Origin of the sequence: Paraburkholderia acidicola (assembly GCF_002362315.1) — a bacterium.
GTDB classification, from domain to species: Bacteria; Pseudomonadota; Gammaproteobacteria; order Burkholderiales; family Burkholderiaceae; genus Paraburkholderia; species Paraburkholderia acidicola.
In genome coordinates this window covers 187,036-210,598 of record NZ_MTZV01000001.1, presented here as the reverse complement: position 1 = coordinate 210,598, position 23,563 = coordinate 187,036, and the positions used below count along the sequence as shown (strand labels likewise).

General features: G+C 60.6%; 18 protein-coding genes. 8 read left to right on the top strand and 10 right to left on the bottom strand.

Annotation, left to right across the window (positions count from 1 at the left end):
- Positions 1-3: 3 nt before the first annotated feature.
- The 3 genes from BWP39_RS00600 to BWP39_RS00590 form a co-directional block, all read right to left on the bottom strand.
- Positions 4-1,755, bottom strand: coding sequence for a S10 family serine carboxypeptidase-like protein (locus BWP39_RS00600; protein WP_096716451.1), 1,752 nt, complete (start codon positions 1,753-1,755; stop codon positions 4-6).
- A 219-nt stretch (positions 1,756-1,974) separates the two neighbouring features.
- Positions 1,975-2,382, bottom strand: coding sequence for an EF-hand domain-containing protein (locus BWP39_RS00595; protein ID WP_133116806.1), 408 nt, complete (start codon positions 2,380-2,382; stop codon positions 1,975-1,977).
- 76 nt (positions 2,383-2,458) lie between these two features.
- A complete protein-coding gene (locus tag BWP39_RS00590; RefSeq protein ID WP_207556513.1) occupies positions 2,459-4,039 on the bottom strand; it encodes a S10 family serine carboxypeptidase-like protein in 1,581 nt (526 codons plus the stop codon).
- A 694-nt stretch (positions 4,040-4,733) separates the two neighbouring features.
- Between BWP39_RS00590 and BWP39_RS00585 the strand changes: the two genes are divergently transcribed.
- Positions 4,734-6,431 carry a CocE/NonD family hydrolase gene (locus BWP39_RS00585; RefSeq protein ID WP_235851357.1) on the top strand — a complete coding sequence of 566 codons (1,698 nt, stop codon included), beginning with the start codon at positions 4,734-4,736 and terminating at the stop codon, positions 6,429-6,431.
- On the opposite strand, the gene BWP39_RS31685 is transcribed toward BWP39_RS00585, so the two are convergent.
- Together BWP39_RS31685 and BWP39_RS00580 are read right to left on the bottom strand one after the other, a co-directional pair.
- Positions 6,365-6,640 (bottom strand): hypothetical protein, encoded by a 276-nt coding sequence (locus BWP39_RS31685; RefSeq protein ID WP_157915111.1) that lies wholly within the window; start codon positions 6,638-6,640, stop codon positions 6,365-6,367. The two genes, BWP39_RS00585 and BWP39_RS31685, sit on opposite strands and share 67 nt — an antisense overlap.
- Positions 6,641-6,912: 272 nt before the next feature.
- Positions 6,913-7,908 (bottom strand): LysR family transcriptional regulator, encoded by a 996-nt coding sequence (locus tag BWP39_RS00580; protein ID WP_096716448.1) that lies wholly within the window; start codon positions 7,906-7,908, stop codon positions 6,913-6,915.
- Positions 7,909-8,060: 152 nt separating this feature from the next.
- Here BWP39_RS00580 and BWP39_RS00575 point away from each other — a divergent pair, with 152 nt between their 5' ends.
- The 6 genes from BWP39_RS00575 to BWP39_RS00550 all read left to right on the top strand — a co-directional run bounded on the left by BWP39_RS00575 (position 8,061) and on the right by BWP39_RS00550 (position 15,223).
- The gene (locus BWP39_RS00575) at positions 8,061-8,312 is read left to right on the top strand and encodes a tautomerase family protein (RefSeq protein ID WP_268877160.1); all 252 of its coding nucleotides are present in this window, start codon (positions 8,061-8,063) and stop codon (positions 8,310-8,312) included.
- A gap of 81 nt (positions 8,313-8,393) precedes the next feature.
- On the top strand, positions 8,394-9,236 hold the full coding sequence (locus tag BWP39_RS00570) for an oxidoreductase (RefSeq protein WP_096716447.1): 843 nt from the start codon (positions 8,394-8,396) through the stop codon (positions 9,234-9,236).
- A gap of 45 nt (positions 9,237-9,281) precedes the next feature.
- Positions 9,282-10,547: an MFS transporter gene (locus BWP39_RS00565; protein ID WP_096716446.1), complete on the top strand. Its 1,266-nt coding sequence runs from the start codon at positions 9,282-9,284 to the stop codon at positions 10,545-10,547.
- A gap of 36 nt (positions 10,548-10,583) precedes the next feature.
- Positions 10,584-11,654: an NAD(P)H-dependent flavin oxidoreductase gene (locus BWP39_RS00560; RefSeq protein ID WP_096716445.1), complete on the top strand. Its 1,071-nt coding sequence runs from the start codon at positions 10,584-10,586 to the stop codon at positions 11,652-11,654.
- Between the two features lie 72 nt (positions 11,655-11,726).
- Positions 11,727-12,140: a VOC family protein gene (locus BWP39_RS00555; protein WP_096716444.1), complete on the top strand. Its 414-nt coding sequence runs from the start codon at positions 11,727-11,729 to the stop codon at positions 12,138-12,140.
- A gap of 461 nt (positions 12,141-12,601) precedes the next feature.
- Positions 12,602-15,223 carry a GH92 family glycosyl hydrolase gene (locus tag BWP39_RS00550; RefSeq protein ID WP_207556511.1) on the top strand — a complete coding sequence of 874 codons (2,622 nt, stop codon included), beginning with the start codon at positions 12,602-12,604 and terminating at the stop codon, positions 15,221-15,223.
- Here BWP39_RS00550 and BWP39_RS00545 read toward each other — a convergent pair whose 3' ends face one another.
- From BWP39_RS00545 to BWP39_RS00530, 4 genes are read right to left on the bottom strand one after another with little or no spacing between them, the layout of a single operon-like run.
- Positions 15,224-16,786: a DHA2 family efflux MFS transporter permease subunit gene (locus tag BWP39_RS00545; protein ID WP_096716442.1), complete on the bottom strand. Its 1,563-nt coding sequence runs from the start codon at positions 16,784-16,786 to the stop codon at positions 15,224-15,226. It abuts the gene before it with no gap.
- A 34-nt stretch (positions 16,787-16,820) separates the two neighbouring features.
- Complete coding sequence (locus BWP39_RS00540; protein ID WP_096716709.1) at positions 16,821-18,080, bottom strand: HlyD family secretion protein; 1,260 nt, start codon at positions 18,078-18,080, stop codon at positions 16,821-16,823.
- Positions 18,081-18,134: 54 nt separating this feature from the next.
- Positions 18,135-19,673, bottom strand: coding sequence for an efflux transporter outer membrane subunit (locus tag BWP39_RS00535; RefSeq protein ID WP_096716441.1), 1,539 nt, complete (start codon positions 19,671-19,673; stop codon positions 18,135-18,137).
- A gap of 55 nt (positions 19,674-19,728) precedes the next feature.
- On the bottom strand, positions 19,729-20,241 hold the full coding sequence (locus BWP39_RS00530) for a MarR family winged helix-turn-helix transcriptional regulator (protein WP_096716440.1): 513 nt from the start codon (positions 20,239-20,241) through the stop codon (positions 19,729-19,731).
- A gap of 272 nt (positions 20,242-20,513) precedes the next feature.
- Here BWP39_RS00530 and katG point away from each other — a divergent pair, with 272 nt between their 5' ends.
- Positions 20,514-22,697 (top strand): catalase/peroxidase HPI, encoded by a 2,184-nt coding sequence (gene katG, locus BWP39_RS00525; protein ID WP_096716439.1) that lies wholly within the window; start codon positions 20,514-20,516, stop codon positions 22,695-22,697.
- 159 nt (positions 22,698-22,856) lie between these two features.
- On the opposite strand, the gene BWP39_RS00520 is transcribed toward katG, so the two are convergent.
- Positions 22,857-23,465 (bottom strand): dihydrofolate reductase family protein, encoded by a 609-nt coding sequence (locus BWP39_RS00520; RefSeq protein WP_096716438.1) that lies wholly within the window; start codon positions 23,463-23,465, stop codon positions 22,857-22,859.
- Positions 23,466-23,563 lie beyond the last annotated feature (98 nt).

Genomic DNA, 23,563 nt, shown 5'->3' with positions numbered 1-23,563 from the left:
AAGTCATTCCTGGAGAGCCGCTGTCGACGCCGAATTAAAGAAGGTGTCGATCGCCTGCTTCATCGGGTGCCGCGAGTCCTTCGTCAGATAGATCATGTGACCGCCAGGAAATGCCTTGACGGGTACCGTCGCGGCCAGATCGGCACCGCCCAGATCGAGCTCGCTTTGATGAAGCGGGCAGGCCAGATCATGGTATCCGTGGAACACGACGACTTTCAGCTTCGGATCGAGCGTAAGTGCATCGGTTAGATCCGGTAACGACGTCGGGTGATTCGACTTGTCGGCGCCGTGCTTCCAGTTCCACATATCGATCGGATCATCCGGTTCCACGGCGTAGTCCGTCTTGCTCGTGTATTTCAGGAAATTCGGCAGAAAGTCCTTGATCTGGTTCTGGAAGGCGAGATCGTTGTAGCTCTGCGCATCGTAGGTCGCGCTCTCCGGGATGGTGACCATGCCGTTGTACCGGTCCATATGCCGGCCGTTGTTGCCCAGACCAAGCTTGTTGATCATGCTCGATTCGAATCTCTGCGGCTGCATATTGAAGCTGGCGGCCCAGTTGGCGGTACTCAGCCCGGTCTTCCCTGCGAGCAGGCCAAACAGTGTTTGCTGGTCTTGAGGAAACGAGCTCGGGTCCTTCGGTTTCCATTTGCCACTAGCCGTGTTCTGCAGGTATGGCGACAGCGACGGAACCCAGTACTGCGCCGAGAACAACCGCACCTGGTTCACGTAGTCGGGCAGTGCCAGCGTGCCGGCCAGCGGATCGGTTGCAACCTTCTTCGAGAAGGCGACGGCACCATAACTCGGGATGAACCCTTCGCACGAGAAACTGCTGGATCGTTCGCAGTTGGTCTTGTAGCTCAGGATCGGCGAATTCAATATGACGCCGGTCAATGCGGGGCCGCCTTGCCCAGGGCTACCCGCCTGTTCGAGCAGGTCTGCGACGATCGGCGTGCGGATACCGCCATACGATTCGCCATACAGATACTTCGGCGAGGTCTGCCGTTTGTTGACCGCGATGTAGCGCGTAATGAAGTCGCGGAAGGCTTTGGTATCTTCGTCGACGCCCCAGAAATCGCTGTTCTTGTGCGGTGCGACTGCTTCCGAAAAACCGGTACCCGGTGCATCGACGAAAACCAGATCGCTGTCGTCAAGCATGCTTACGTCGTTGTCGACCATCGGGAAACTCTTGGGCTGCGTCTGCAGCTGGTCGGGCGTAAAGCTCGCCTCGTCGACCTGAAACGTTTTAGGTCCCCACGATCCCAGATGCAGCCAGATCGTCGACGAGCCCGGTCCGCCATTCCAGAAGAACGTCACCGGACGCTTGCCGAGCGGCTGGTTGTCCTGCGTATACGCGACATAAAAAAACGACACTTCCTTGTCGGCGGGTTGGGAGGCATCGGCATTCGGCGCGATCGCTGTCAAGTGCCCGGCGGTCGCCGTGTAGGTCACGATCTTGCCGTTGAGCGTCATCGAGTGATGCGTGACGGCGGCCTGATCGAAGGCGCTGTTGGCAGGCAGCGCGTCATCGGGATCGGTGCTGTAGTGATTCGGATCTGCGTACGCCTGATCAGCGGCCCCTGCGGGTGCGCTGGCGGGCGCGGGCGCTGCGGGGCTGGATTGCGACGGACTACCTGACGCCTGGTTCGATGCCGGAGTGCTTGCGATCTTGTTGTCGCCGCCGCATGCGCTTAGCAGTGAAACGAGCAGACCGAATGCACATCCATAGCGAGTGTAATGAATAAGCCTGTCGACCATTCCAGAACCTCTAAGTGGTGTTGAGTAGTTATAAGCGGCTTCTACGCGACGCGTGGCTGTCCGCGTTCGATGAGCCGTACGGTGATCGATGTTCGTGCAACGATCGGCCTCTCCGGTAACCAGTCGTTGCGATCTTGTTCTAAAGACGAATGCGAGTTGAAAGGGGACCAGTCGGGCCCGGAAAATTTTCGCGCCCGCGTAATTTCAGGTCGCGGGCAATTACATCCGCGCACCCATGCCGCGCATGTAGTTCGCGATTTCGTCGAAGCTGACGGTGCCGCGACCGGCCTTGTCGATCTGACTGAAGTGATTGACGAGATAACCCCATCCCGCGCTACGGGCCTGATCGACGCTGATTCGTCCGGTGTGATCCGTATCGGCGGCGTCGAAGCGTTGCTTCAATTGCGTCAGAACATGCGCGTCCAGCGCCTTGCCCGACAACGCAGGCTGACTTGAGCGCGGCACACCCGGCTGCACGTGAATCTGCTCAGGCGAACGTGCTGGACTTTGCGCACTATCCGGTGCCGAAGCGGCGCCGTCGTCGCTGCCCGCATAGGCTAACTGAGGAACGGAAATCATGGCGCCGATCATCACGAGCAACGCCCACACACCACGAGAATTCTTCACTGACTGCTCCTTGTTCGATTCGGTTTTCAGGTGCGAGGCGACGTTGAAGTTGCCGCCTCGCACCTCGATAGTCGGGTCAGCGGACGGCGGTGCCGGTCGCGTTGTAGAACGTGTGCAGCTCCGTTTTCATCGGCCCTCGCGAGCTTTCCGTGAGGTACGTCATATGTCCGCCCTCGAAGAGCCGCACGCGCAGATTCGGTACATTGCCCATCCGGCCCAGCTCCATTTCGGTCTGGAAATACGGACAGTTGAGATCGTGATAGCCATGCATCACGAGCACTTTCAACGGCGGGTTCTGCGCGATGGCAGAAGCAAGATCGGGCACCGAATCGGGCTGCGGCAGGCCGTCGTGTTGCCAGTCCCAGGTATCGCCCGCGCTCATCGAGTAGTTCGTTTTCACGCTATAGCCCAGCCCTTGCGGCAAATACGTCTTGATCTGGTCGGAGAACGCGCTGTCGTAGTAGCTGGTCTCGCTACCCGCGAGCGCGTTGAGCCGGCCGTCGTTGACGTCGACCGCATAGCCCGGCTTGATTTTCGAGCGATACGTACCGGGGTCCATGTTGAAGTTGTCGAGCCAGACCTGCGAGGCGAAACCGGTGTAGCCGGTCAGTTGCGCTACCAGGCTGCCCGTTGGCGGTGTCTTGCTGGCAAGGAACGATTTGACCGCGGGCTGATAGGAGCCCGAGGCAAAGCCCTGCAGTTGCTGGATGTAGGTCGGCAGCGTGGTGGCCGCGGGTTTGTTGCTGACGCCGTAGTAGGTGGACACCGCGCCGAAGCTCGGCAGGAAGCCGGTACAGTCGGTGCCGTAGCCCGTGTCGCACGCGGTGTTGTAGTTCATGATCGGCGAATTCAGCACGACCCCCGCGAGATCGACACCGGCGGTTTCCAGCATGTTGGCCAGCACGGGTGTGCGAATGCCCGCATACGATTCGCCATAGAGGTACTTGGGCGATGTCTGCCGCTGATTCACCGCGATATAACGCGTGATGAAATCGCGGAACAGCCCCGCGTCCTCGTCGACGCCCCAGAACGTCTGGTTGGTGTTCGGTGCGATGGCTTCGGAATAGCCGACGCCGATTGCGTCGATGAAGACCAGGTCGCTGTCGCTAAGCAGCGTGTCCGGACTGTCGACTAGCGGAAACGACTTCGTGCTCGCGTCGGGCACATGCGTGACGATGCGCTTCGGCCCCCATGAGCCGAGATGCAGCCAGACGGTTGCGCTGACTGGACCGCCGTTGAACAGGAACGTCACGGGGCGGCTGCCTGGCGGTTTGCCATCGGCGGTATAGGCGACGTAGAACACGGAAGCCTCCGCCTTGCCCTTCGCGTCGCTGGCGGTCAGGTGTCCGGTGGTGGCGGTGTAGGTCAGCGTCGAACCATCATTCAACTTGAGGCGACGATGGACCACGGCGGCTTGCTCGGCCACGGGGGCGGTCAACGACGCATTCGCCGCAGAGGAGTAGCTGAGGGGATCGCTGTACGGCTTGTCGGCCGCTAGAGACTGTTCGGGTGTGCTGGACGCCGGCGGCGTGCCGGGCGGTGCAGTGGTTGCCGGTGCGCCCGGTTGCGTGGCCGCCGTCGACGCTGACGAGCCGACGTCCCCGCCGCACGCGGCCATCAGCATTGCTGTCAACACCAGGGCGAACGGCAAGCGCATGGTTCGCCGCGCTGAAGCGCCTTTATTCCTTGTCTCTTGTGTGCCGGTAACCGGGCGCATTGGAATCCTGTCGACCATTCCAGAACCTCTAGGTTGTGTTGAGTAGTTATAAGCGGCTGCCACGCGATGGCGGCCGTGATCCACATTCGATGAGCCACGCGACGATCGATGTGCGTGCAACGACCGGCTTCTCCAGTAGCCGATCGTGGCGATCCTGTTCTAAAGACGAATGCGAAATGAAAGGAGACCAGTCGAGGACGAAAAATTTTTTCGTGCTCTCAATGCGCATCGCTCGCGGCAGCACTTGAGGAATATTTAGTCTTCCGACTGGTCCTGGTTGCTCGCGCGGACGTCTTTACACGCATCGCCCGTGAAGCCTCGATCCGTTTGCGCCGCTCAGGTGTGCCAAAGAGGAGGGGATTCGAAGACGTCAGAACCAGAAAACACAACAGGAGAGCGTATGAATCATGCGGAATGGCTGCCATTGCGGCTGACACGGAAAACCGGCGCGTCGTTGCTGATTACCTTGATGTCACTGACGGCGTGCGGAGGCGGGAACGACGTATCGAGTGCAGCCAGCAAGGCTGCCGCCACGCCGCCGCAAACCATTACGACGGCACCGGACCCCGCACCGTTCAAGCCGCCTGTGCCAGCGCCCGGTGTCGGCGCACAGTTTGCAAGCTCGCCGACCGGCATTGCCTATCCCGCGTTGAACACGCTGTATCCCGGCCATGACGGCCCGACCGTGGACGACGGCATGGTCTTGCCGTGGCTATCCATGCGTGCGCCGAAAAAATACAGCGTGACGGTAGAAACGCCGTTCGATACCGACCACGACGGGAAGAAGGATCGCATCGCGCTGCGCATCGTGCAGCCGGCGGAAGTCGCTGAAGGGTTGAAGACGCCAGTCATTGTTCGACCGTCGGTTTACTACGCGGACCCGGACTATGCCGCGAGCGAACGCGGACCGTTCCTCGGCGAAGAGGAATATATCCGCATGGGGTTCACCGTCATTTATGCGGACTCGCTCGGTACCAATCTCTCGGATGGTTGCTGGTCGGTGATGGATTCGACCGAAGGCGAGGCGATGGCCGCGGTGGTTCGCTGGCTCACCGGTGACAAGACTGCACCGGGCTTCGACGACAAGGGCAATCCGCTGGCTGCCAGCTGGTCGACGGGGCACGTCGCGATGGAAGGCATCTCTTACGGAGGCACTTTGCCGTCGATGGTCGCGATTACCGGCGTTCCGGGGCTCGAGGCGATCGTGCCGGTTGAAGGGATCAGCAATGGCTACGATTACTTCCGCTACAACGGCGTGATCTCCGATGTCATCGGCACGATTGGTCTCACCGATTACATCCAGGCGGAGAAATCGACCCGTACCGCGAATGCGTGTGCATCGCTCTATCAGACGCTCTCTAACGGGTCCGACGATACGACACTTGCCTATAACAACTTCTGGAAGGTGCGCAATACGCTAACGCACGCCGATCAGATCAAGGCGGCGACCCTGGTCACGCAGGGGCAGGACGACAACAACGTCAAGACGAAAAACGGCGTGCAGCTCTACGACACGTTGTTCAAGCTGAAGAAGCCCGTGCAACTCTGGCTGCATAGCCGCAACCATGACGATCCGGTCTGGCAGAAGGAATGGGCAAAAGAAGTACTGCTCTGGTATTCGCGCTATCTGTTCGGCGTAAACAATGGTGTGGAAACCCAACCGACCTATGCACGTGAAACTCCGGCAGGCGATCAGCCGACCGGTGGTTCCGACACGAGCAGCAATCCGGACGGCAATGGCAACACGTTGACCGGGCACTGCAAGGACGGACACAACCCGAGAGACTGTATTCCGACCGGTGAGTTGATCGTGAAGGAAAGCGCGTGGCCGACGACAACGACGACGCCGTACTACCTGCGCGGTGACGGCAAGGTTGGTGGGCTGTTCACGTCGAATCCGTCGGAAGGTGTCGACAACCATGCGGTCAGCTTCGATAGCAAGAACACCGTGACGTATACGAGCGCGCCGCTCGCCAATGCAACGCGGTACGCCGGCACGATCATGATTGTCGTGACCGGAAAGTTCTCGCCGGCAGTGACGAACGTTAAGGCGACGCTGTCGGTGGATGGGAACAATGTGACCTACGGGTGGGCTAATCCGCAGTTCTACAAGGGTCTTGAACATCCGCAGCCGATTGTGCCGGGCACGAACTACAGCTTCGCACTCGAGATGATGCCGCGGGACTTCACGGTGTTACCGGGCAGCAAGATCGCTTTGAAGCTCGAAGGTTTCCAGGGGAGCGCTCAGGTGACGCTCGATCTGGATCACACGGCGGTGAATATGCCGGTGGTGCCGAAGGCGAATGTGGTTGAGGTGATGAAGTTGAATTGAGGTTGGTAGGGTGTGGTGAGGGGGCCGCGCGGAGGCGCGGTTCCCTTCTGAATGCTGCGCGTGGCGATTGCACGCCACAGCACGATCAAACGGTGGCTGGTCGACCAGCGCCTCTTCAATTCGGTCAGACAGCCTATGATAAGAACGTCGAATGTCTGGAATGTGGTTATCGCGGTTTTGTTTCTGATGTCGATTTTTTGTTCACCCATGATTCCGTGGCATAGAGACGCCGTCTCGACGTCGTGGTCTCAACTGTTTCTGGGCGTTGGACTGACTATCCAGGGCTTCTCAAGTGACGATACCTCAAAGCCATTCTTACGAGCCCTGGTGGTTGCCTGTGGACTTTATGTAGTGGGTGCGACGGTTTTTCACTGGATTGTCAGTTTAACGAGTCACGTTACGTGACTCGTGCGGGGATGCATGGGCAAAATCGTCAGGCACCGACACCCCGTCCATGTAGAACCAGCAGGCAAGAAGCCAGCTAGCGGCGCGAAGCTGCCACCTTCGCCGGCGTCGCCGGTTTCGCACGCCTCGCCTTGACCAGAGAAACACCCGTCTCCGCCTGCAAACGCCCAATCTCTTCCATCAGGAAATCAATAAACGCCCGCACACGCAGCGGCAATAAACGCCCGTGAGGGTAGAGCAGGCTATAAGGCCGCGAGCGGCCTCCAAACGGCTGCAGCACCTCGATCAGCGTCCCATCGGCCAGATCCTTCTCGACGACGAACCGGTACGCCTGAAACAACCCGGCGCCAGCCTTCGCGAGCGTCACACCGGCGAGCACATCTTCCGAGCACGAATAGTTGCCGTTCAACGACATTTCCTTCTCGTGCCCATCCTCGTTGAACAGCCATGAAATCCGCCGCCCGCTGCTGGGCAGATCGAACTGGATGCACTCGTGCTGTTCGAGTTCGGCGAGCGTACGCGGCACACCCGCACGCTTCAGGTAGGCGGGGCTCGCCACCATCACCAGCGGCGCATCTTCGAGCAGGCGCACGATCATCGTCGAATCAGGTTGTGCGCGCACACGAATGGCGAGGTCGTAGTTCTCGTCATGCAGATCGACGTTGCGGTTGCCCACGTGCACTTCGAGCTTGATCAATGGGTACTTCGCACGGAAGGCGGGCAACATCGGCAGCAGGCGGTGATGGCCGTAGGTGGTCGGCGCAGTGATGCGCAGCGTACCGCCCGGTTGTGCCTGTTCGCCTGTGACGTTGCGCTCTGCTTCGACAAGCTGGTTCAGCGCCTGGCTGCATTCCTCGTAGTAGGACTTGCCGCTCTCGGTGAGCCGGATGCTGCGGGTCGAGCGCACGAAGAGCCGTACGCCGAGGCGCTTTTCGAGCCGCGCGATCGATCGGCTGACCGCCGCAGGCGTGACCCCACCGGCGAGGGCCGCGGACGTGAAGCTGCCCGTTTCCGCGGCAAGGCAGAACAACTCGATGCTTCCGAGCTGGAGATCGTCGAAATATCGTTTCATGACTCTCAGGAAAGGCGCCAGGCCGCGTCAGGCTGCGTCAGGGTTGAGGGCACTCTTTACACCATGTATCAAGAGAAGTGTACCAACACCCGTTTATCGGTTCCATCGGTATCAATAGAATTCATCTCAAGCAGTCACGTGCGCGTTTCAGAATCCATCCGGCTCAAACAGCGGAAACAACCGAACGGAGTCGAGTCATGCCATTCGTCAGCATTCGTATCACCCGCGAAGGGGTTACCGCGGAGCAGAAGGCCCAGGTCATCAAGGAAGTTACCGATACGCTCGAACGTGTGTTGCACAAACCGCCTGAGTGGACCCACATCGTGATCGAGGAAGTCGATACGGATAACTGGGGTTTCGGCGGCCGGACGACGACTGCTATTCGCAAGGAACAGGCTGGCTAGCATGCGGGCCAAGGCCCGGGAGTGGCCTCCCGGGAAACACCGCATCTAACCAAGCAATCGCGCAGCAACCGGGAGTACGCCATGAACGAGTCCAACAGGAAAACCTTTCTGATCACCGGCGCCAGCGCCGGTTTCGGTCGGGCCTTCGCCGAAGCGGCATTGGCAGCGGGACACATGGTGGTCGGCACGGTGCGCCGCGAGGACGACCGGATCGAGTTCGAAGCGCTGCACCGGGAGCGCGCGAAAGCCGTGATCATCGACGTCACGCGTTTCGAGGCGATCGAGCCGATGGTGCGCCAGATCGAAGCGGAGATCGGTCCGATCGATGTGCTCGTCAACAATGCGGGCTACGGTCACGAAGGCATCCTCGAAGAGTCGCCGATGACCGAGTTGATCCGTCAGTTCGAGGTCAATGTGTTTGGTGCGGTTGCGATGATCAAGGCCGTGCTGCCGACGATGCGCGAGCGGCGCAGTGGTCACATCATCAACATCACCTCGATGGCGGGCTATATCAGCATGCCTGGCATCTCGTTCTACAGCGGCAGCAAGTTTGCGCTGGAAGGCATCAGCGAAGCGCTCAGCGCCGAAGTCGAAGGACTGGGCATCAAGGTGACGGCGATCGCACCGGGTTCGTTTCGCACCGAATGGGCCGGGCGTTCGATGGTGCGCTCGGGACGTTTCATCGCGGACTATGACGCGGTGTTCGATCCGGTGCGCGAACGTCGCCGGCAATACAGCGGCCAACAGAACGGCGATCCGGTGCGAGCGGCGAAGGTGCTGCTCGAGATCGTCGAATCCGACGATCCGCCCACGCATCTGTTGCTCGGTAGCGATGCGTTGCAACGGGTCAAGGCGCGACTACGCGCGCTCGGCAACGAGATCAAGGCGTGGGAGCCGCTGTCCCGCTCGACCGATTTCACGTAATTCGCACTCGATAGCCATTGCTTTCCAGTCGGCAAGGTAAAAGACATGTCCACTCCAGTCGATCCACCCATACACGGCATAGGTACTCCTGCCAGTCGACCCGGTTATGCGGAGCGCAACGTCACGCACTGGCGCCGCAATCTCGCGGTCTGCGTATTCGGCTCGTTCACGACGCTGGTTAGTCTCAGCATGCTGCTGCCGTTCCTGCCGTTGTATGTGCAGCAACTCGGCGTGACGTCGCCGTCCGCCGTGATCCAGTGGTCGGGTGTGGCGTTTGGCGCGACGTTCTTTGGCACCGCGATCACGGCACCCGTCTGGGGGCATCTCGCCGATCGCTATGGACGCAAACCGATGCTGATTCGCGCAGCTATCGGCATGGCGATCGTGATGTCGCTGATCGGGGTCGCGCACAACGTCGTCGAACTGGTCGTGCTGCGGCTCGCTGCGGGTCTGGTCGGCGGATACGCATCGGCGGCGATCGTAATGATCGGCACGCAGGCGCCACGCGAGCGCGCCGGCTGGGCGCTTGGCATACTGTCGACGGGTGCGTTGACCGGTAACCTCGTTGGGCCGCTGGTCGGCGGATTTCTGCCCACGTGGGTCGGGATTCGCGGAACATTTTTTGTCGGCGGTGCGATGATTGCCGTGGCCGCCGCGGCGACGATCCTTCTGATTCGCGAAGACTTCGACCGCGAATCCGATGCGAAGAGCAAGGCGCCCAAGACAACCGCACCGATGCCCGCAGCCGATCGCAGCCGGATCGGCGCGCTGCTGGTGACCGCGATGATGGTGCTGCTCGCCAACATGTCGATCGAGCCGATCATCACGGTGTTCATCGGGCAACTCGGCGTGGCGAACGACCACGTTGCACGCACCGCGGGCATCGTGATGGCTGCTTCGGCATTCGGCAGCCTGTTGACCGCCGCGCGGCTCGGCGCGCTGGCGGACCGGGTTGGTAGCTGGAAGGTGATCATCGGCTGTCTGCTCGCAACCGGACTCGTGATGGTGCCGCAGGCATTCGTGACACACTGGTGGCAACTCGCCGCGTTGCGCGGGCTGATGGGCATGACGATCGCCGGGCTGCTTCCCGCGATCGCGAAGCTGATGCGGCAGACGGTGCCTGAACGCAGTACGGGCAAGGCACTCGGGTATTTGCAGTCGGCCCAGTTCACCGGGCAGGTTGTCGGGCCGTTGATCGGCGGACAGATCGGTGCGCATGTCGGCCTGCATCAGGTGTTCTTTGTGACCGGTTCACTTCTCGTGCTGTGTGCGGTGTTGAATCAGTGGGTTCAGTCGCGCAGCGCCAGGTAAGCACTAAGTAAACGATAGATATTCAGGAGCTTTGTCATGGCATCTTCATCGTCGCAATCGCTACTCGAACTACTCGATATTGAATGGCCGATCATCCAGGCGCCGATGGCCGGGATAGCGACGCCCGCGATGGTGGCGGCGGTATCGAATGCCGGCGGACTCGGTTCGCTCGGCCTGGGCGCGGCGACGCCAGCGAACGCCCGCGAATTGATCGCCGCGGTGCGCGAACGTTCCAGCCGCTCGTTGCACGTCAATATGTTTTGCCATCAACCGGCGAAGGCCGATGCGATACGCGAGGCCGCGTGGCTCGAGCGGTTGCGTCCGGAATTCGAACGGGTGAAGGCGGAGCCTCCCACCGCGATACGCGAGATCTACAAGAGCTTCATTGTCGACGAGGAGATGTTCAAGGTCCTGCTCGATACACGGCCCAAAGTCGTGAGTTTTCATTTCGGTGTGCCGTCGCGTGAATGGATTCAGGCATTGCGCGAAGCGGGCATCGTGCTGCTCGGTTCTGCAACGAATCTTCGTGATGCGCGTCTCGCGGTGGCGGCTGGCGTACATGCTGTCGTCGCTCAAGGTTATGAAGCAGGAGGCCACCGTGGGATGGTCGACCCGGATGGCGCCGACGAGCAGCTGGGGACGATGGCGCTCGTGCGGATTCTTGCGCGCGAACTCGATGTGCCCGTGATCGCCGCCGGCGGCATCATGGACGGTGCCGGTATCGCCGCGGCGCTGCGGCTTGGCGCGAGCGCGGCGCAACTCGGTACGGCGTTCGTCGGTACGGACGAATCCAGCGCCGACGCGGGATACCGGGCTGCGCTGTTCAGTAGCGCGGCGCACCACACGGTGATGACGCGGGTCATTTCTGGAAGACCCGCCCGGTGCCTTGCCAACCGCTTCACCGCGTTTGGAGAAAACGTGGCGCCAAACGACGTTCCCGCTTACCCAATCGTCTACGACGCAGGTAAAGCGCTGAATGCTGCTGGCAAGGCGGATGGAGAATTCGGTTACGGCGCTCAATGGGCGGGGCAGGGTGCGCCGCTGGCCCGAGCCATGTCCGCCGGAAAACTGATGGCCGCATTGATCGCCGAACTGTCGGAACGTTAATGGCACCAGGGACGATCTGCGCGGAAGAGAGCAGGTCGACTGCAACCTCGAACATCTCGTGAGATACCCACCATGACGAACACACCACTGACACTAGGCGTCGACCATATCGGACTGACGGTTCGCGATCTGAAGGCCACGCGCGATTTCTTTGTCGATTGCCTCGGCTGGAATCAGGTTGGAGAACGACCCGAGTACCCGGCGGCTTTCGTGTCGGACGGGCACACCGTGCTGACGCTATGGGAAGTACAGAACCAGCAGGGGCGTGTCGAGTTCGATCGTAAAACCAACGTCGGTCTGCATCATCTGGCGATGAAGGTTGGCAGCGAAGAAGCGCTCGAAGAAATTTTCAGGCGCGTATCGACATGGCCTGGGGTTGTGGTCGAGTTTGCTCCGGAGAATCTGCGGCAGGGGCCGAAGCGGCACACGATGGTGTATGAGCCGGGTGGTATCCGGCTCGAGTTTGATTTCGATCCACGGCAGTGAAACGCGCACGCTATCGTTCGCAACTCATTGTGCATATCGAACGATAGCGGGACGCGGCCAGGATTCGCTAGAAATCTGCCACATCTTCACCGAAGCTGCTGATCTCATCAGCAGGATTCCTACGTGCTAGCGATCGGATCGCCCTGACGTCGCTAGTCTGATTGTGCCAATCAATCCCATGTTTATCTAAACACACTAAAAATTGGGGAAGTCTCCCGTGGCAGGCCTGCGTTTATTCAGACATTCTCGCCTCTGGATAAATGCTACGGACGTCTGAGCGAATGGTCAGTCGCCGGTCAATTGAAGCAATAGACGCACTATCTTTTTCAACAGTAAACAGCCCGGGCACGGGAGAAAAAAGATAGCGACGGTTTCACGGAGCGAGAATTATGCACAACACATGGAAAGTGACGGGCGCGCTGCTAGGAGTCTGCGTTAGCGTTGCCTCATGCGGCGGTGACGTGAATCCCGTCTCACGCGCATCGGCGAACAGTGTGCCACTCGCCCAGGCACCGACCACCTCGAGTTTGAACGGAGCAGCAACGCCAGTGAACGACGCAAGCCCGGCGAGTGTCGCTCCCGGGCCGATCGCTCAGAGCGTCGATCCGATGCTGGTTGTTAAGAGCGTCGATCCCATGATCGGCACCGGGAATCTCGACATTTCAGCAGACTGGAGCAGCGGCATTCGCGGGCACGGGCATATCTATCCCGGTGCCACCGTTCCATTTGGCATGGTCCAGCTAGGACCCGATACGACTGGCGGACCCAGCGCCTTGCAGTACGACTGGGATCGCACCTCCGGCTACCAGTACGACGATCCCTATATCACCGGATTCGCGCATACGCATCTTTCAGGCGCGGGGATTGGTTCGGGCGGTGAGGTTAGCTTTCTGCCAACGCTTGCGCCGGTCGACAAAGCGACTCTGGCGAAGATCGCCGGTACATCGGTCACCTACAACGCGCAGTTCAGCCATGCAGACGAGAGCGCTGCGCCGGGATACTACAGCGTTCGCGTGTCTCCGAAGGGGACGGGGAGCCCGCCCTGGAACGTGCAGGGCGCCACGATTCTCGCGGAAATGACGGCGACCTCGCATGCAGGCGTGCATCGCTATACCTATTTCCCGAGCGCGACGACGCAAAAGAGCAGCATGATCGTGAGTATCGCCAATCCGATTGGAGGCTCACTGCAAAGCGGCAAGATCCAGATCGTCGACAACCAGACGATTGCCGGCTGGCAAATCACGAACAACTGGGCCGTCAACAAACCTACTTACTTTACGGCGCATTTTTCGCAACCCTTCGATCCCAATGTCGTGTTCAGCGTAGACGGCAACACGGCATATCTGACCTTTGTCAAAGCCGCCGGCGCATCGAGTGCAGTCGTCACGGTCAATGTCGGTATCTCACCGTCGAGCATGGCCGATGCGGCAGCCAACCTCGCCGCGGAAGTGGGTAAGCAGACTTTCGACCAGGTAAAAGACGCCGCTCAACACACATGGGCTACTGCACTCAATCGCATCCAGATCAAGGGAGGAACTGCAGATCAGAGAACCATGTTCTATACCTCGCTCTATCACGCGATGCTGGGGCCGACGCTTTATAACAATGCCGACGGCAGCTATGTTGGAATGAATTCGACCAACAACAGCAACACCAATCCGCCAACCACCAGCAAACACGCCAATCCCGGGTTCGACTATTCGTCTTCATTCTCACTATGGGATACGTTTCGCGCCCAGTCGCCGTTGATGACGCTGGTTCAGCCGGAGCGCGTCGATGGCTGGGTGAAGTCGTTGCTGACGCAGTTCAAGCAGAACGGGAAGGGCGAATTGCCAGTCTGGCCGCTGGCGCAAACGGAAACGTTCACGATGGCAGGCCACCCAGCGATCCCGATGATCGCCGATGCCTATCTGAAAGGCATCACGTCCGCCAATATCGATGACATCTGGACGGCTCTGACCACGACGCAAGGCGCCAGCGCGCACGGATTCGACCAGTATCGGAACAGCGGGTACGTTTTCTCCGGTGACAACGCGTCGGTTTCGACGACGCAGGACTATGCGTTCGACGACTGGGCTACTGCTGCAGTCGGTAAGGCCGCGGGCAAGGATGCGTCGGTTTACCAGAGCTATCTGAAACGAAGCCTCAACTACGCACATGTCTACAACCCGGCCAAATACAACGGCTGGATATTCGCGGTGCCGAAGGACAGCTCGGGGAACTGGTCGGACTACTTTGATCCTACTGCCGCGGAAAAGACCGACTATTCCGAGGCGAACTCATGGATCGATACGTGGAACGTATTCCATGATTTCCCGGGACTCATCTCCACGCTCGGCGGCAAGAGTCAGGCCGAGGCGCAACTCGACAAGACGTTCGATCCGAACAACCCGCTCAGTTTTCTCAATGGCCAGGGATTCCCGGATCTGACTGGCCGTATCGGCGAATTCGTGGCAGGCAATGAACCGGCCAATCAGATTCCCTATCTGTACGATGTCGTCGGCCGCCCGTCGAAAACGCAAGCTATCGTCCGTACCGTGATGGACGACATGTATTCGCTTACCCTGACGGCGCGTGACACTGCGGACCTGAGCGCGGCCAGTCTGAAGGTCGCGCAGGGCGATCCGCGCAGGGTACGGGCGTCGGGCATTCCTGGCAATGACGACTTTGGTCAGTTGTCGGCGTGGTACGTCCTTTCGGCGATGGGTATCTATTCACTGAATCCCGTCGGCGGGGTGTACTACTTCGGCACGCCCCTGTTCGCCGAGGCAACCATCAGCATTCCTGTTGCGAATGCCACTGCTAACGGCGGCGCGCTGACGTTTGGCCAATCACACTCGTTCACCATTACGGCGCACACAGCGAATGGCGAACCGCCGTCGACGAACAACCGCTTCGTGCAGTCAGTCACGCTCAATGGCACCGCGTTGCATCGTCCGTACATCACTCACGATGAAATGCGTGCTGGCGGAAAACTCGATTTCGTCATGGGGTCGACGGCGAACGATGCGTGGGTTGCGTCCTGGAACGGACAGGACCCGAACACCGCACTCGCGCCGTCGGCGGCTTTCGCGGTGAAGTGATCAATGCGCACCGGCCGCCGCATCGGCACCGCCACCGCCTTTTGCCGGCCGTGTGATCCAGATCAGCGGAATGATCACGATGAAGATGACCGCGGAGATATAGAACACATCGTCGAGGCCCAGCATCGCAGACTGGTTGTTCACCGTCGAATCGAACAGCGCGCGCGCGGACTGCACATTCAGATGCAGCAGCGATTGAGTCGAATCGATCCAGTGGTTAAACAGCGGATTGTTGGCGTTAGCCTGCTCAGTGAGCCGCGTGTGATGCAGCACAGTCCGGTTGTTCCACTCGTTACTCGCGAGCGAGGTACCGACCGCACCGCAAAACACCCGCGCGAAATTTGACAACCCCGCGGCCGCGGGAATGCGGTGAGCCGGTTGGCCCGACAGGATGATGGCGGTGAGCGGTACGAAGAAGAGCGCCATCGGAATACCTTGCAGCAGAGTAGGCAGCACGAGATGCCATGTATCGATGTCGGTCAGGTAATGCGAGCGCATGAAAAAGACGGCCGCAAACCCGGAGAACGCAAGCGTTGCAATGATGCGTGCGTCAAGGCGCCCCATGATGCGACCCATTGCCGGTGCAAGGAGCACTGCGAAAATACCGAGCGGGGCGGTGACGAGCCCCGCATCGACGGAACGGTAATTGAGGTATTCCTGCATCCACTGCGGCAACAGCACGAGATTGCCGAAAAAGACCGCATACGCAATCGAGATCGCAATCGTTCCGCCGAGAAAATTGCGTTGCCCGAAGAGCCGGAGATCGACGATCGGATTCTCTTCGGTCAGCTCCCACATCAGGAAGAACGCGAAGCTGATCACCGCGGTGATGCCGAGCACGACGATCGTCGGTGAATTGAACCAGTCGAGGTCCTTGCCTTTGTCGAGCATCACCTGCAGCGACGCGACCCACGCGATCAGCAGACCCAGGCCAACGACATCGATCGGCAGCTTGCGCGTCTGCGTTTCACGGGAGCGGTAGATCGACCATGTCACGCCCGCCGCAAAGATGCCCACCGGAATGTTGATATAGAAGATCCATGACCAGTTGTAGCTGTCAGTGATCCAGCCACCGAGCAGCGGCCCCGCGATCGGACCGACTGTGGCGGTCATGGCCCACAGCGATAGCGCCGTCGCCGATTTTTGTTTCGGATACGAGCCGAGCAAAATAGCTTGCGACAACGGAATCAGCGGACCGGCCACGACGCCTTGCAGCACCCGTGCGCCGAGCAGGATCGGCAACGTCGGCGCCATGCCGCACAGCCACGACGCGAGCACGAACGCGAGGATCGCGCCGACGAACAGCTTGATCTGGCCGATGCGCTGCGTAAGCCAGCCGGTCAGCGGAATCGACACGGCGTTGGCGGCGGCGAACATGGTGATGACCCACGTGCCTTCATCGACGGATACGCCGAGGTCGCCGGAGATGTTCGGAATCGCGACGTTGGCAATCGATGAGTCGAGCACGGTCATGAATGTGGCCAGTGCAACGGCGATCGTGGCGAGAACGAGCTTGCCGCCTTGCAGTGGGGGAGGTGTGGCGGGTGCCTGAGCCTGGGCCATGGGAAGTCTCGTAGGGTGTGGGTGTCGAGATTGCTTACGTCCGCTTCGGATCAACCTGTGTGTTCGTCGATGCGCCGGCCTTTGCCGCGTGCGCGGCTACCTTTTGCGCGGCGCCGCTCGTCCCGGCATTCCCAGCGTTCTCGGCGATGATGCGGGCGATCTCTGCGTCGGCCTGGTCACCGTAGTTCTCGAACACGCTGGTCTGATACACGGTGTTCTTTGCACTCGCGAGTTCGCTACCCGAGTCGTTCTTGATGTCCACGTCGACCTGCATCGACAGGCCGATGCGCAGCGGGTGTTGCTCGAGTTCCTGAGGATCGATTGCGATACGCACCGGCAGGCGCTGCACGACCTTGATCCAGTTGCCGGTCGCGTTCTGCGCGGGCAGCAACGAAAACGCCGAGCCGGTGCCGGCCGAGAAGCCGACCACATTGCCGTGAAACACCACCGACGACCCATATGCATCCGCCGTCAGTTCGACCGGCTGGCCGATGCGGATGTGCTTCAACTGCACTTCCTTGAAGTTCGCATCGATCCACACGCCGTTCAGCGGCACGATGCCCATCAACGGCGTGCCCGGCGACACACGCTGGCCAACCTGCACCGAGCGTTGTGCGACATAGCCTGTGACCGGCGCGGGCAGTGTGTTGCGTGCGTTCGCGAGGTACGCGTCGCGGACTTTCGCAGCGGCCGCCTGCACGTCCGGATGGCCTGCGATGGTGGTATTCGCCGTCAACGCGCGGTTTGCAGCGAGCTGCTGCTGGGCAGCGTCGAGCGCGGCTTCTGCGCTCTTCACGGCATCGCGTGCATGCGCGATGTCTTCCTGCGACACGGCGCCTGTGCCGGCAACCGTCAACCGGCGGCGCAGATCGTCCTGCGCACGCGACAGATCCGACTGGCGGACGGCGACCTGGGCGAGGTATTGATCGTCGTTGGCGAAGAGGCCGCGTACCTGACGCACCGTCTGTCCGAGATTCGCTTCCGATTGCTGAAGCGCGACGCGCGCGTCGGCGGGATCGAGTGCGACGATCGGATCGCCGGCCTTGACGGTCTGCGTGTTGTCCGCGTTCACGGCGATCACGGTGCCGCTCACCTGCGGCGTGATCTGCACGACGTTGCCGTTCACGTAGGCATCGTCGGTGTCTTCATGGAAACGGGCGACGAGGAAGTAGTACAGACCGTACGCAGTCGCGGCGATCAGGATCACGATGACGAGTAACGCCGTCATGCGTTGGCGCTTGCCGTTGTTGTTGGCCGGTTGAGTTTCAGCGGCAACTTGCTGCGGGGTGTTCATGGTGAGCTCCGGACTCTTTGAATCGGTGTCGTTCATCGGGATGGAAATTCGGGTTCAGTTCGCTGCGCTCTGCTGCGTGTTCGCCGCCGCCGCCGCCGCTGCCGCCGCGACCGGAGCATCGCCCGGTACCACGAGCGCTGTCTGCGTCGCATCGAAGCCACCGCCGAGCGCCTTGATGAGGCCGATCTGCATATCGCGTCGGTTCATCTTGAGCGTGGTCACTGTCTGTTCGGCGGCGAGGCGGTTTTGATCGGCGCTCAGTACCTGCAACTGTTCGGTCAGGCCAGCCTTGTAGCGGATCGTGGCGAGCTGGTACGCCCTGGTCGTGGCATCGAGTGCGCGCTGTGCGTCGCCCATCTGCTTGTCGATCGAACGGATCGACGACACCTGGGTTGCCGCATCGGTCAGCGCGTTGATCAAGGTCTGGTTGTAGTTCGCAACATCGAGATCGAAGTCGGCATAGCGACCCTTCAGTTGCGAGCGCAATTCGCCGGCATCGAAGATCGGCAGATGCACGGCAGGACCGAACTGTGCCTGCCGGCTCGCGGACGTCAGGAAGCGACCCCAACCGAATGCATCGAAACCGAAACCGGCCGACAGATTGACGTCCGGGAAGAACTCGGCCTTTGCTTCCTTCACGTCGTGCATGGCTGCTTCGACCTGCCAGCGTGCCGCGACGATGTCGGGGCGGCGCGCTACGAGGTCGGCCGGCAGGTTGTCCGGCAGCGCGACCGTGGCACCCGTCACACCGGCGCTCAGCACCGGTTCGGCAATCTGCAAGCCGCGATCGGGGCCCTTGCCGAGCAGCGCACCAAGCTGATAGCGCGTGGTCGTGATCTGGCCGTCGAGATCGCTCAGGTTCGAGCGCGTTGTCGCGATGTTGCCGACCGCGGTCTGCTTCTCGACGTCGGTGTCGAGACCGGCGGTGACGCGACCGTTGGTGATCCGGCTGATCTCTTCGCGATTGCGGATTTCGCGCTGGGCGATATCGCGCAGCGCATACAGCTGCGCCAACTGGTTATAGGTACTGGCCACCGATGCGGCCAGCGTCACGCGAGCCTGCTGCACGTCGGCCTCGGCAGCCTTTGCCTGCGACACCGCCTGACCAAGACGCTGACGATTTTTGCCCCACAGGTCGAGGTCCCACGACGCACTCGCGAGCGCGTTGTTCTCGCTATACCAGGTGCCGCCATACGGAGGTGGGTAGAGCCCGTTGGTCGAGAAGAGCTCGCGGTTCCACGAAGAGCTGGCGTCGACCTTCGGCGACAGCGCCGAGCGCGTGCTTTCGATATACGACGAAGCCTTCGCGAGACGCGCCTGGGCCTGCGCGATCGACGGGCTGCCGTCCAGCGCTTCAGCGATCAGCTTCGGCAGTTGCGGATCGCCGAACTGGGTCGCCCAGTCGAGCGACGGCCATTGACCGCCCTCGGCGGGCAGGCTTTGCGTCGACTCGACCTGCGCAGGCGACACGATCTGCTTGTCGCTCTTGATACCGCTGTAATTCGCGCATCCCGCAAGGGCGAATGCCGTCGTCGCGGCAGCGAGAACCATCCGCCTGGACAGCCCGGCCGCGGACAGCGAAAGGCGCTGCATCACCCAACCACACGTATGAAAGTTCCGCTTAATAATGGACATGGCAATTAATGTCTTACGATTTTCTATCAAAATTGGTTGCCGTAACATGATTTATCTCGATGGAATGAGCGTGATTGGCGAGCAGGCGGCGCAGCATGTTCTTTAGAAATCCGACTTCCTCGGGCGTGAAGCCGGTCAGCAACCGGTCAAGCACGTCGTTGAAAATGGCCGGCATCCGGGCCGCAATGGCCTGACCTTCCGGGGTCACCGCGAGCCGGACGACGCGCCGGTCCGAGGTGCTGCGTTCCCGGGTCAGCAGCTGACGCTGCGCGAGGCGGTCGATCAGGCGTGTGACCGCGCTGGCGTCGGTGCCGAACTCACGCGCCAGTTCGACGGCGAGCACGCATCGGCCGCTGGCGACCATGTACAGCGTGCGGCCCTGGGTGGCCGTAATGTCGAGCTCGGCGAGCGTGCGCTGCGTAACGAGGTGCGTGAGCGCCGAGGTCACGCGCCCGACCAGGTAACCGACGTTTTCACCCAGTTCGTAGTCGCCGATCGCGGATGAAGGAGGAACGATTTCGATCATTGTTGACGTGACTAATCAATAGTTGACTAGGCATTATAATTGGCCAACCGAAAATTGCGCGGGAGATTTGTTGCCGCGGCTAGAACACACAGTTGCGATTCGAGGTACTGAGATGACCGTCTACGCGGCGGCGTCCTTAGCTTTTCTGTAGCGTCGCCATGAAATAAACCTATTTCCACCCTAAGATGAGGGCCATTAGGATGTAATAGTTGCCGCATCGAGCGGCCGCTGCATGCGGCCGACTAGCCCCGCATGATCCATGGAGGAGACGTATGTCGACTGAATCAAAATGCCCTTTCAAATTCACCGCTGGCGGCGGCACGACGAACCGCGAGTGGTGGCCCAATGAGCTACCCCTGAAGCTTCTGCGCACGAATTCATCGCTGTCCGACCCATTGGACAAGGGTTTCAACTACGCCGAGCAGTTCAAGAGCCTCGACCTCGCAGCAGTAAAGAAGGACCTGCTCGCGGTGATGACCGACTCGCAGACCTGGTGGCCGGCCGACTTCGGCCACTACGGACCGTTTTTTATCCGCATGGCGTGGCACAGCGCCGGCACCTATCGCACCGGCGACGGTCGCGGCGGTGCGGGCTCCGGTCAGCAGCGCTTTGCGCCGCTCAATAGCTGGCCTGACAACGTCAGCCTCGACAAGGCGCGCAGGTTGATCTGGCCGGTCAAGCAGAAATATGGCCAGAAAATCTCGTGGGCCGACCTGATCGTTCTGACGGGTAACGTCGCGCTGGAATCGATGGGCTTCAAGACGTTTGGTTTTGCCGGCGGCCGCGAAGATGTATGGGAACCGGACGAAGCCGTCTACTGGGGCGCCGAAACCACGTGGCTGGGCGGCGACAAGCGCTACACGGGCGTGCGCGATCTGGAGAACCCGCTCGGCGCCGTGCAGATGGGGCTGATCTACGTCAACCCGGAAGGCCCGAACGGTAACCCCGATCCGCTCGCAGCAGCCGTCGATATTCGCGAGACGTTCGCGCGCATGGCGATGAACGATGAAGAGACGGTCGCGCTGATCGCCGGCGGTCACACATTTGGTAAAACGCACGGCGCCGGTCCTACGTCGCATGTTGGACCTGAGCCGGAAGGCGCGCCCATCGAGCAGCAAGGTCTCGGCTGGCAAAGCAGCTTCGGCACAGGCGCGGGCAAGGATGCGATCTCGAGCGGCCTGGAAGTAATCTGGACCAGCACGCCGACGAAGTGGGGCAACGAGTTCTTCAACAACCTGTTCGGCTACGAATGGGAACTGACGAAGAGCCCGGCGGGTGCGCATCAATGGACGCCGAAGGGCGGGGCAGGGGTCGATACCTTGCCGGACCCGTTCGATCCGGCGAAACGCCGCACGCCCTCAATGCTGACCACCGATCTCTCGTTGCGCTTCGATCCCGCCTACGAAAAAATCTCCCGGCGTTTCCACGAGCATCCGGACCAGTTCGCCGATGCATTTGCCCGCGCATGGTTCAAGCTGACGCATCGCGACATGGGTCCGCTCGCGCGCTATCTCGGCCCGGAAGTTCCGGCAGAAGAACTGCTCTGGCAAGACCCGATTCCCGCGCTCGATCACGTGTTGATCGATGCGCAGGACATCGGCGCGCTGAAGGGCAAGATCCTGGCGTCAGAGTTGTCGGTGTCGGAACTGGTTTCGACCGCGTGGGCATCGGCGTCGACGTTCCGTGGTTCGGACAAGCGCGGTGGCGCAAACGGTGGCCGCATTCGCCTCGCGCCGCAAAAGGACTGGGAAGTCAACCGCCCGGCTCAGCTGGCAAAGACGCTGGAGACGCTCGAAGGTATCCAGAGGGCGTTCAACAGCGCGCAATCGGGCGGCAAGAAAGTCTCGCTGGCCGATCTGATCGTGCTGGCCGGTAGCGCGGGCGTCGAGCAGGCCGCGAAAAACGCCGGTCATGCGGTGACGGTTCCGTTTGCACCGGGGCGCATGGACGCATCGCAGCAGCAAACCGATGTGGAAGCCTTCTCGGTGCTCGAGCCGTACGCGGACGGTTTCCGCAATTACCTGAAGGGCAAATCGTCGGTATCGGTTGAGTCACTGCTGGTCGACAAGGCGCAACTGCTGACGTTGACCGCGCCGGAGCTGACCGTACTGGTCGGCGGCCTGCGTGTCCTGAACACGAACTACGGACAGACGCAACACGGTGTCTTTACGAAGCGGCCCGAGGCGCTCACCAATGACTTCTTCACGAACCTGCTCGACATGAGCACGGAGTGGAAGCCGGTATCGGACGCCAATGATGTGTTTGAAGGTCGCGATCGTGCGACGGGCGCAGTGAAGTGGACTGGCACACGGGTCGATCTGATCTTCGGTTCGAACTCGCAGTTGCGGGCGCTGACCGAGGTTTATGGAAGTGCGGATGCGCAGGAGAAGTTCGTACGTGACTTCGTCGCGGCCTGGGACAAGGTGATGAACCTCGATCGTTTTGATCTCAGATAATGGGCGCTGGGGATAGACCTTAACGGTCTTTCTTGCATCGAAGTAGAACGGCTGATCGTGAGATCGGCCGTTTTTGTCTGGCTGTCGTTTCGCAGCATGTCGGATCTGATGCTCTGATCGGGAGCCTAGGTCAGAACGAATGCGCGTAGTCGCGCACCATCAAGCCGGTCGATAAATCTGCGCCACCGAGCCGAGCGGAAAGGTTTTCGAGCTGACCAGTTTGAGTGGTCTCGGCGCGGGCAGCTCGGAGAAGATCGGTACGCCTTTGCCCAATGCAATCGGATGAACCAGCAGGGCGTATTCATCGACCAGGTTCCCGGCGATGAGACTACGCGCGAAGGTAGCGCCTCCCAAAGCGATGATCGGTTTGCCGCCCTTAGCCTTCAGCATGGTGATTTCGTCGGCGAGATCGCCGCTGGCCACGTAGGGCTGCGCCCAGCTTTCCGCGCCGGGTTGAAGTTGCGCGGTCGGGGCCTGGGCATCTCCGGGTTTCGTGGTCGTGGCGGCCGCTTTCAATCGCTGTTTTGAAAAGACCGCCTTGGGGATCTGGTTCATCGGCGGTGCAAACACCGTGGTGGAGGTGGACCAAAAGGTGGCCATCTCCTGAAAGGAGCTGCGGCCCATGATCAACAGGCTCGCGTTCCACAAGTTTTCCACCTTCCAGGCCACGGCCTCCTGGTCACCGGTAAATACCCATTTGATGTCGCCGTCGGGGCCGCTCACAAAGCTGTCGAGCGACATGGACATCATCAGGATTAACTTTCTCATGGTCTTCTCCCTTCGCTAGTCCGACCCGGGGTTTGATGGTCGGCTTTCACTATCACGACGAACAGCCGCCCTGGAATTCGACACGTTGTTGAAAAAAT

Bases quoted from the DNA above. Each gene is read 5' to 3' on its own strand.
- BWP39_RS00555 (WP_096716444.1), top strand. From the start codon at position 11,727: ATGACGAACACACCACTGACACTAGGCGTCGACCATATCGGACTGACG.
- BWP39_RS00590 (WP_207556513.1), bottom strand. From the start codon at position 4,039: ATGCGCTTGCCGTTCGCCCTGGTGTTGACAGCAATGCTGATGGCCGCG.
- BWP39_RS00545 (WP_096716442.1), bottom strand. From the start codon at position 16,786: ATGGCCCAGGCTCAGGCACCCGCCACACCTCCCCCACTGCAAGGCGGC.
- BWP39_RS00560 (WP_096716445.1), top strand. From the start codon at position 10,584: ATGGCATCTTCATCGTCGCAATCGCTACTCGAACTACTCGATATTGAA.
- BWP39_RS00600 (WP_096716451.1), bottom strand. From the start codon at position 1,755: ATGGTCGACAGGCTTATTCATTACACTCGCTATGGATGTGCATTCGGT.
- BWP39_RS00580 (WP_096716448.1), bottom strand. From the start codon at position 7,908: ATGAAACGATATTTCGACGATCTCCAGCTCGGAAGCATCGAGTTGTTC.
- katG (WP_096716439.1), top strand. From the start codon at position 20,514: ATGTCGACTGAATCAAAATGCCCTTTCAAATTCACCGCTGGCGGCGGC.
- BWP39_RS00520 (WP_096716438.1), bottom strand. From the start codon at position 23,465: ATGAGAAAGTTAATCCTGATGATGTCCATGTCGCTCGACAGCTTTGTG.
- BWP39_RS00570 (WP_096716447.1), top strand. From the start codon at position 8,394: ATGAACGAGTCCAACAGGAAAACCTTTCTGATCACCGGCGCCAGCGCC.
- BWP39_RS00565 (WP_096716446.1), top strand. From the start codon at position 9,282: ATGTCCACTCCAGTCGATCCACCCATACACGGCATAGGTACTCCTGCC.
- BWP39_RS00540 (WP_096716709.1), bottom strand. From the start codon at position 18,080: ATGAACACCCCGCAGCAAGTTGCCGCTGAAACTCAACCGGCCAACAAC.
- BWP39_RS00530 (WP_096716440.1), bottom strand. From the start codon at position 20,241: ATGATCGAAATCGTTCCTCCTTCATCCGCGATCGGCGACTACGAACTG.
- BWP39_RS00535 (WP_096716441.1), bottom strand. From the start codon at position 19,673: ATGCAGCGCCTTTCGCTGTCCGCGGCCGGGCTGTCCAGGCGGATGGTT.
- BWP39_RS31685 (WP_157915111.1), bottom strand. From the start codon at position 6,640: ATGGGTGAACAAAAAATCGACATCAGAAACAAAACCGCGATAACCACA.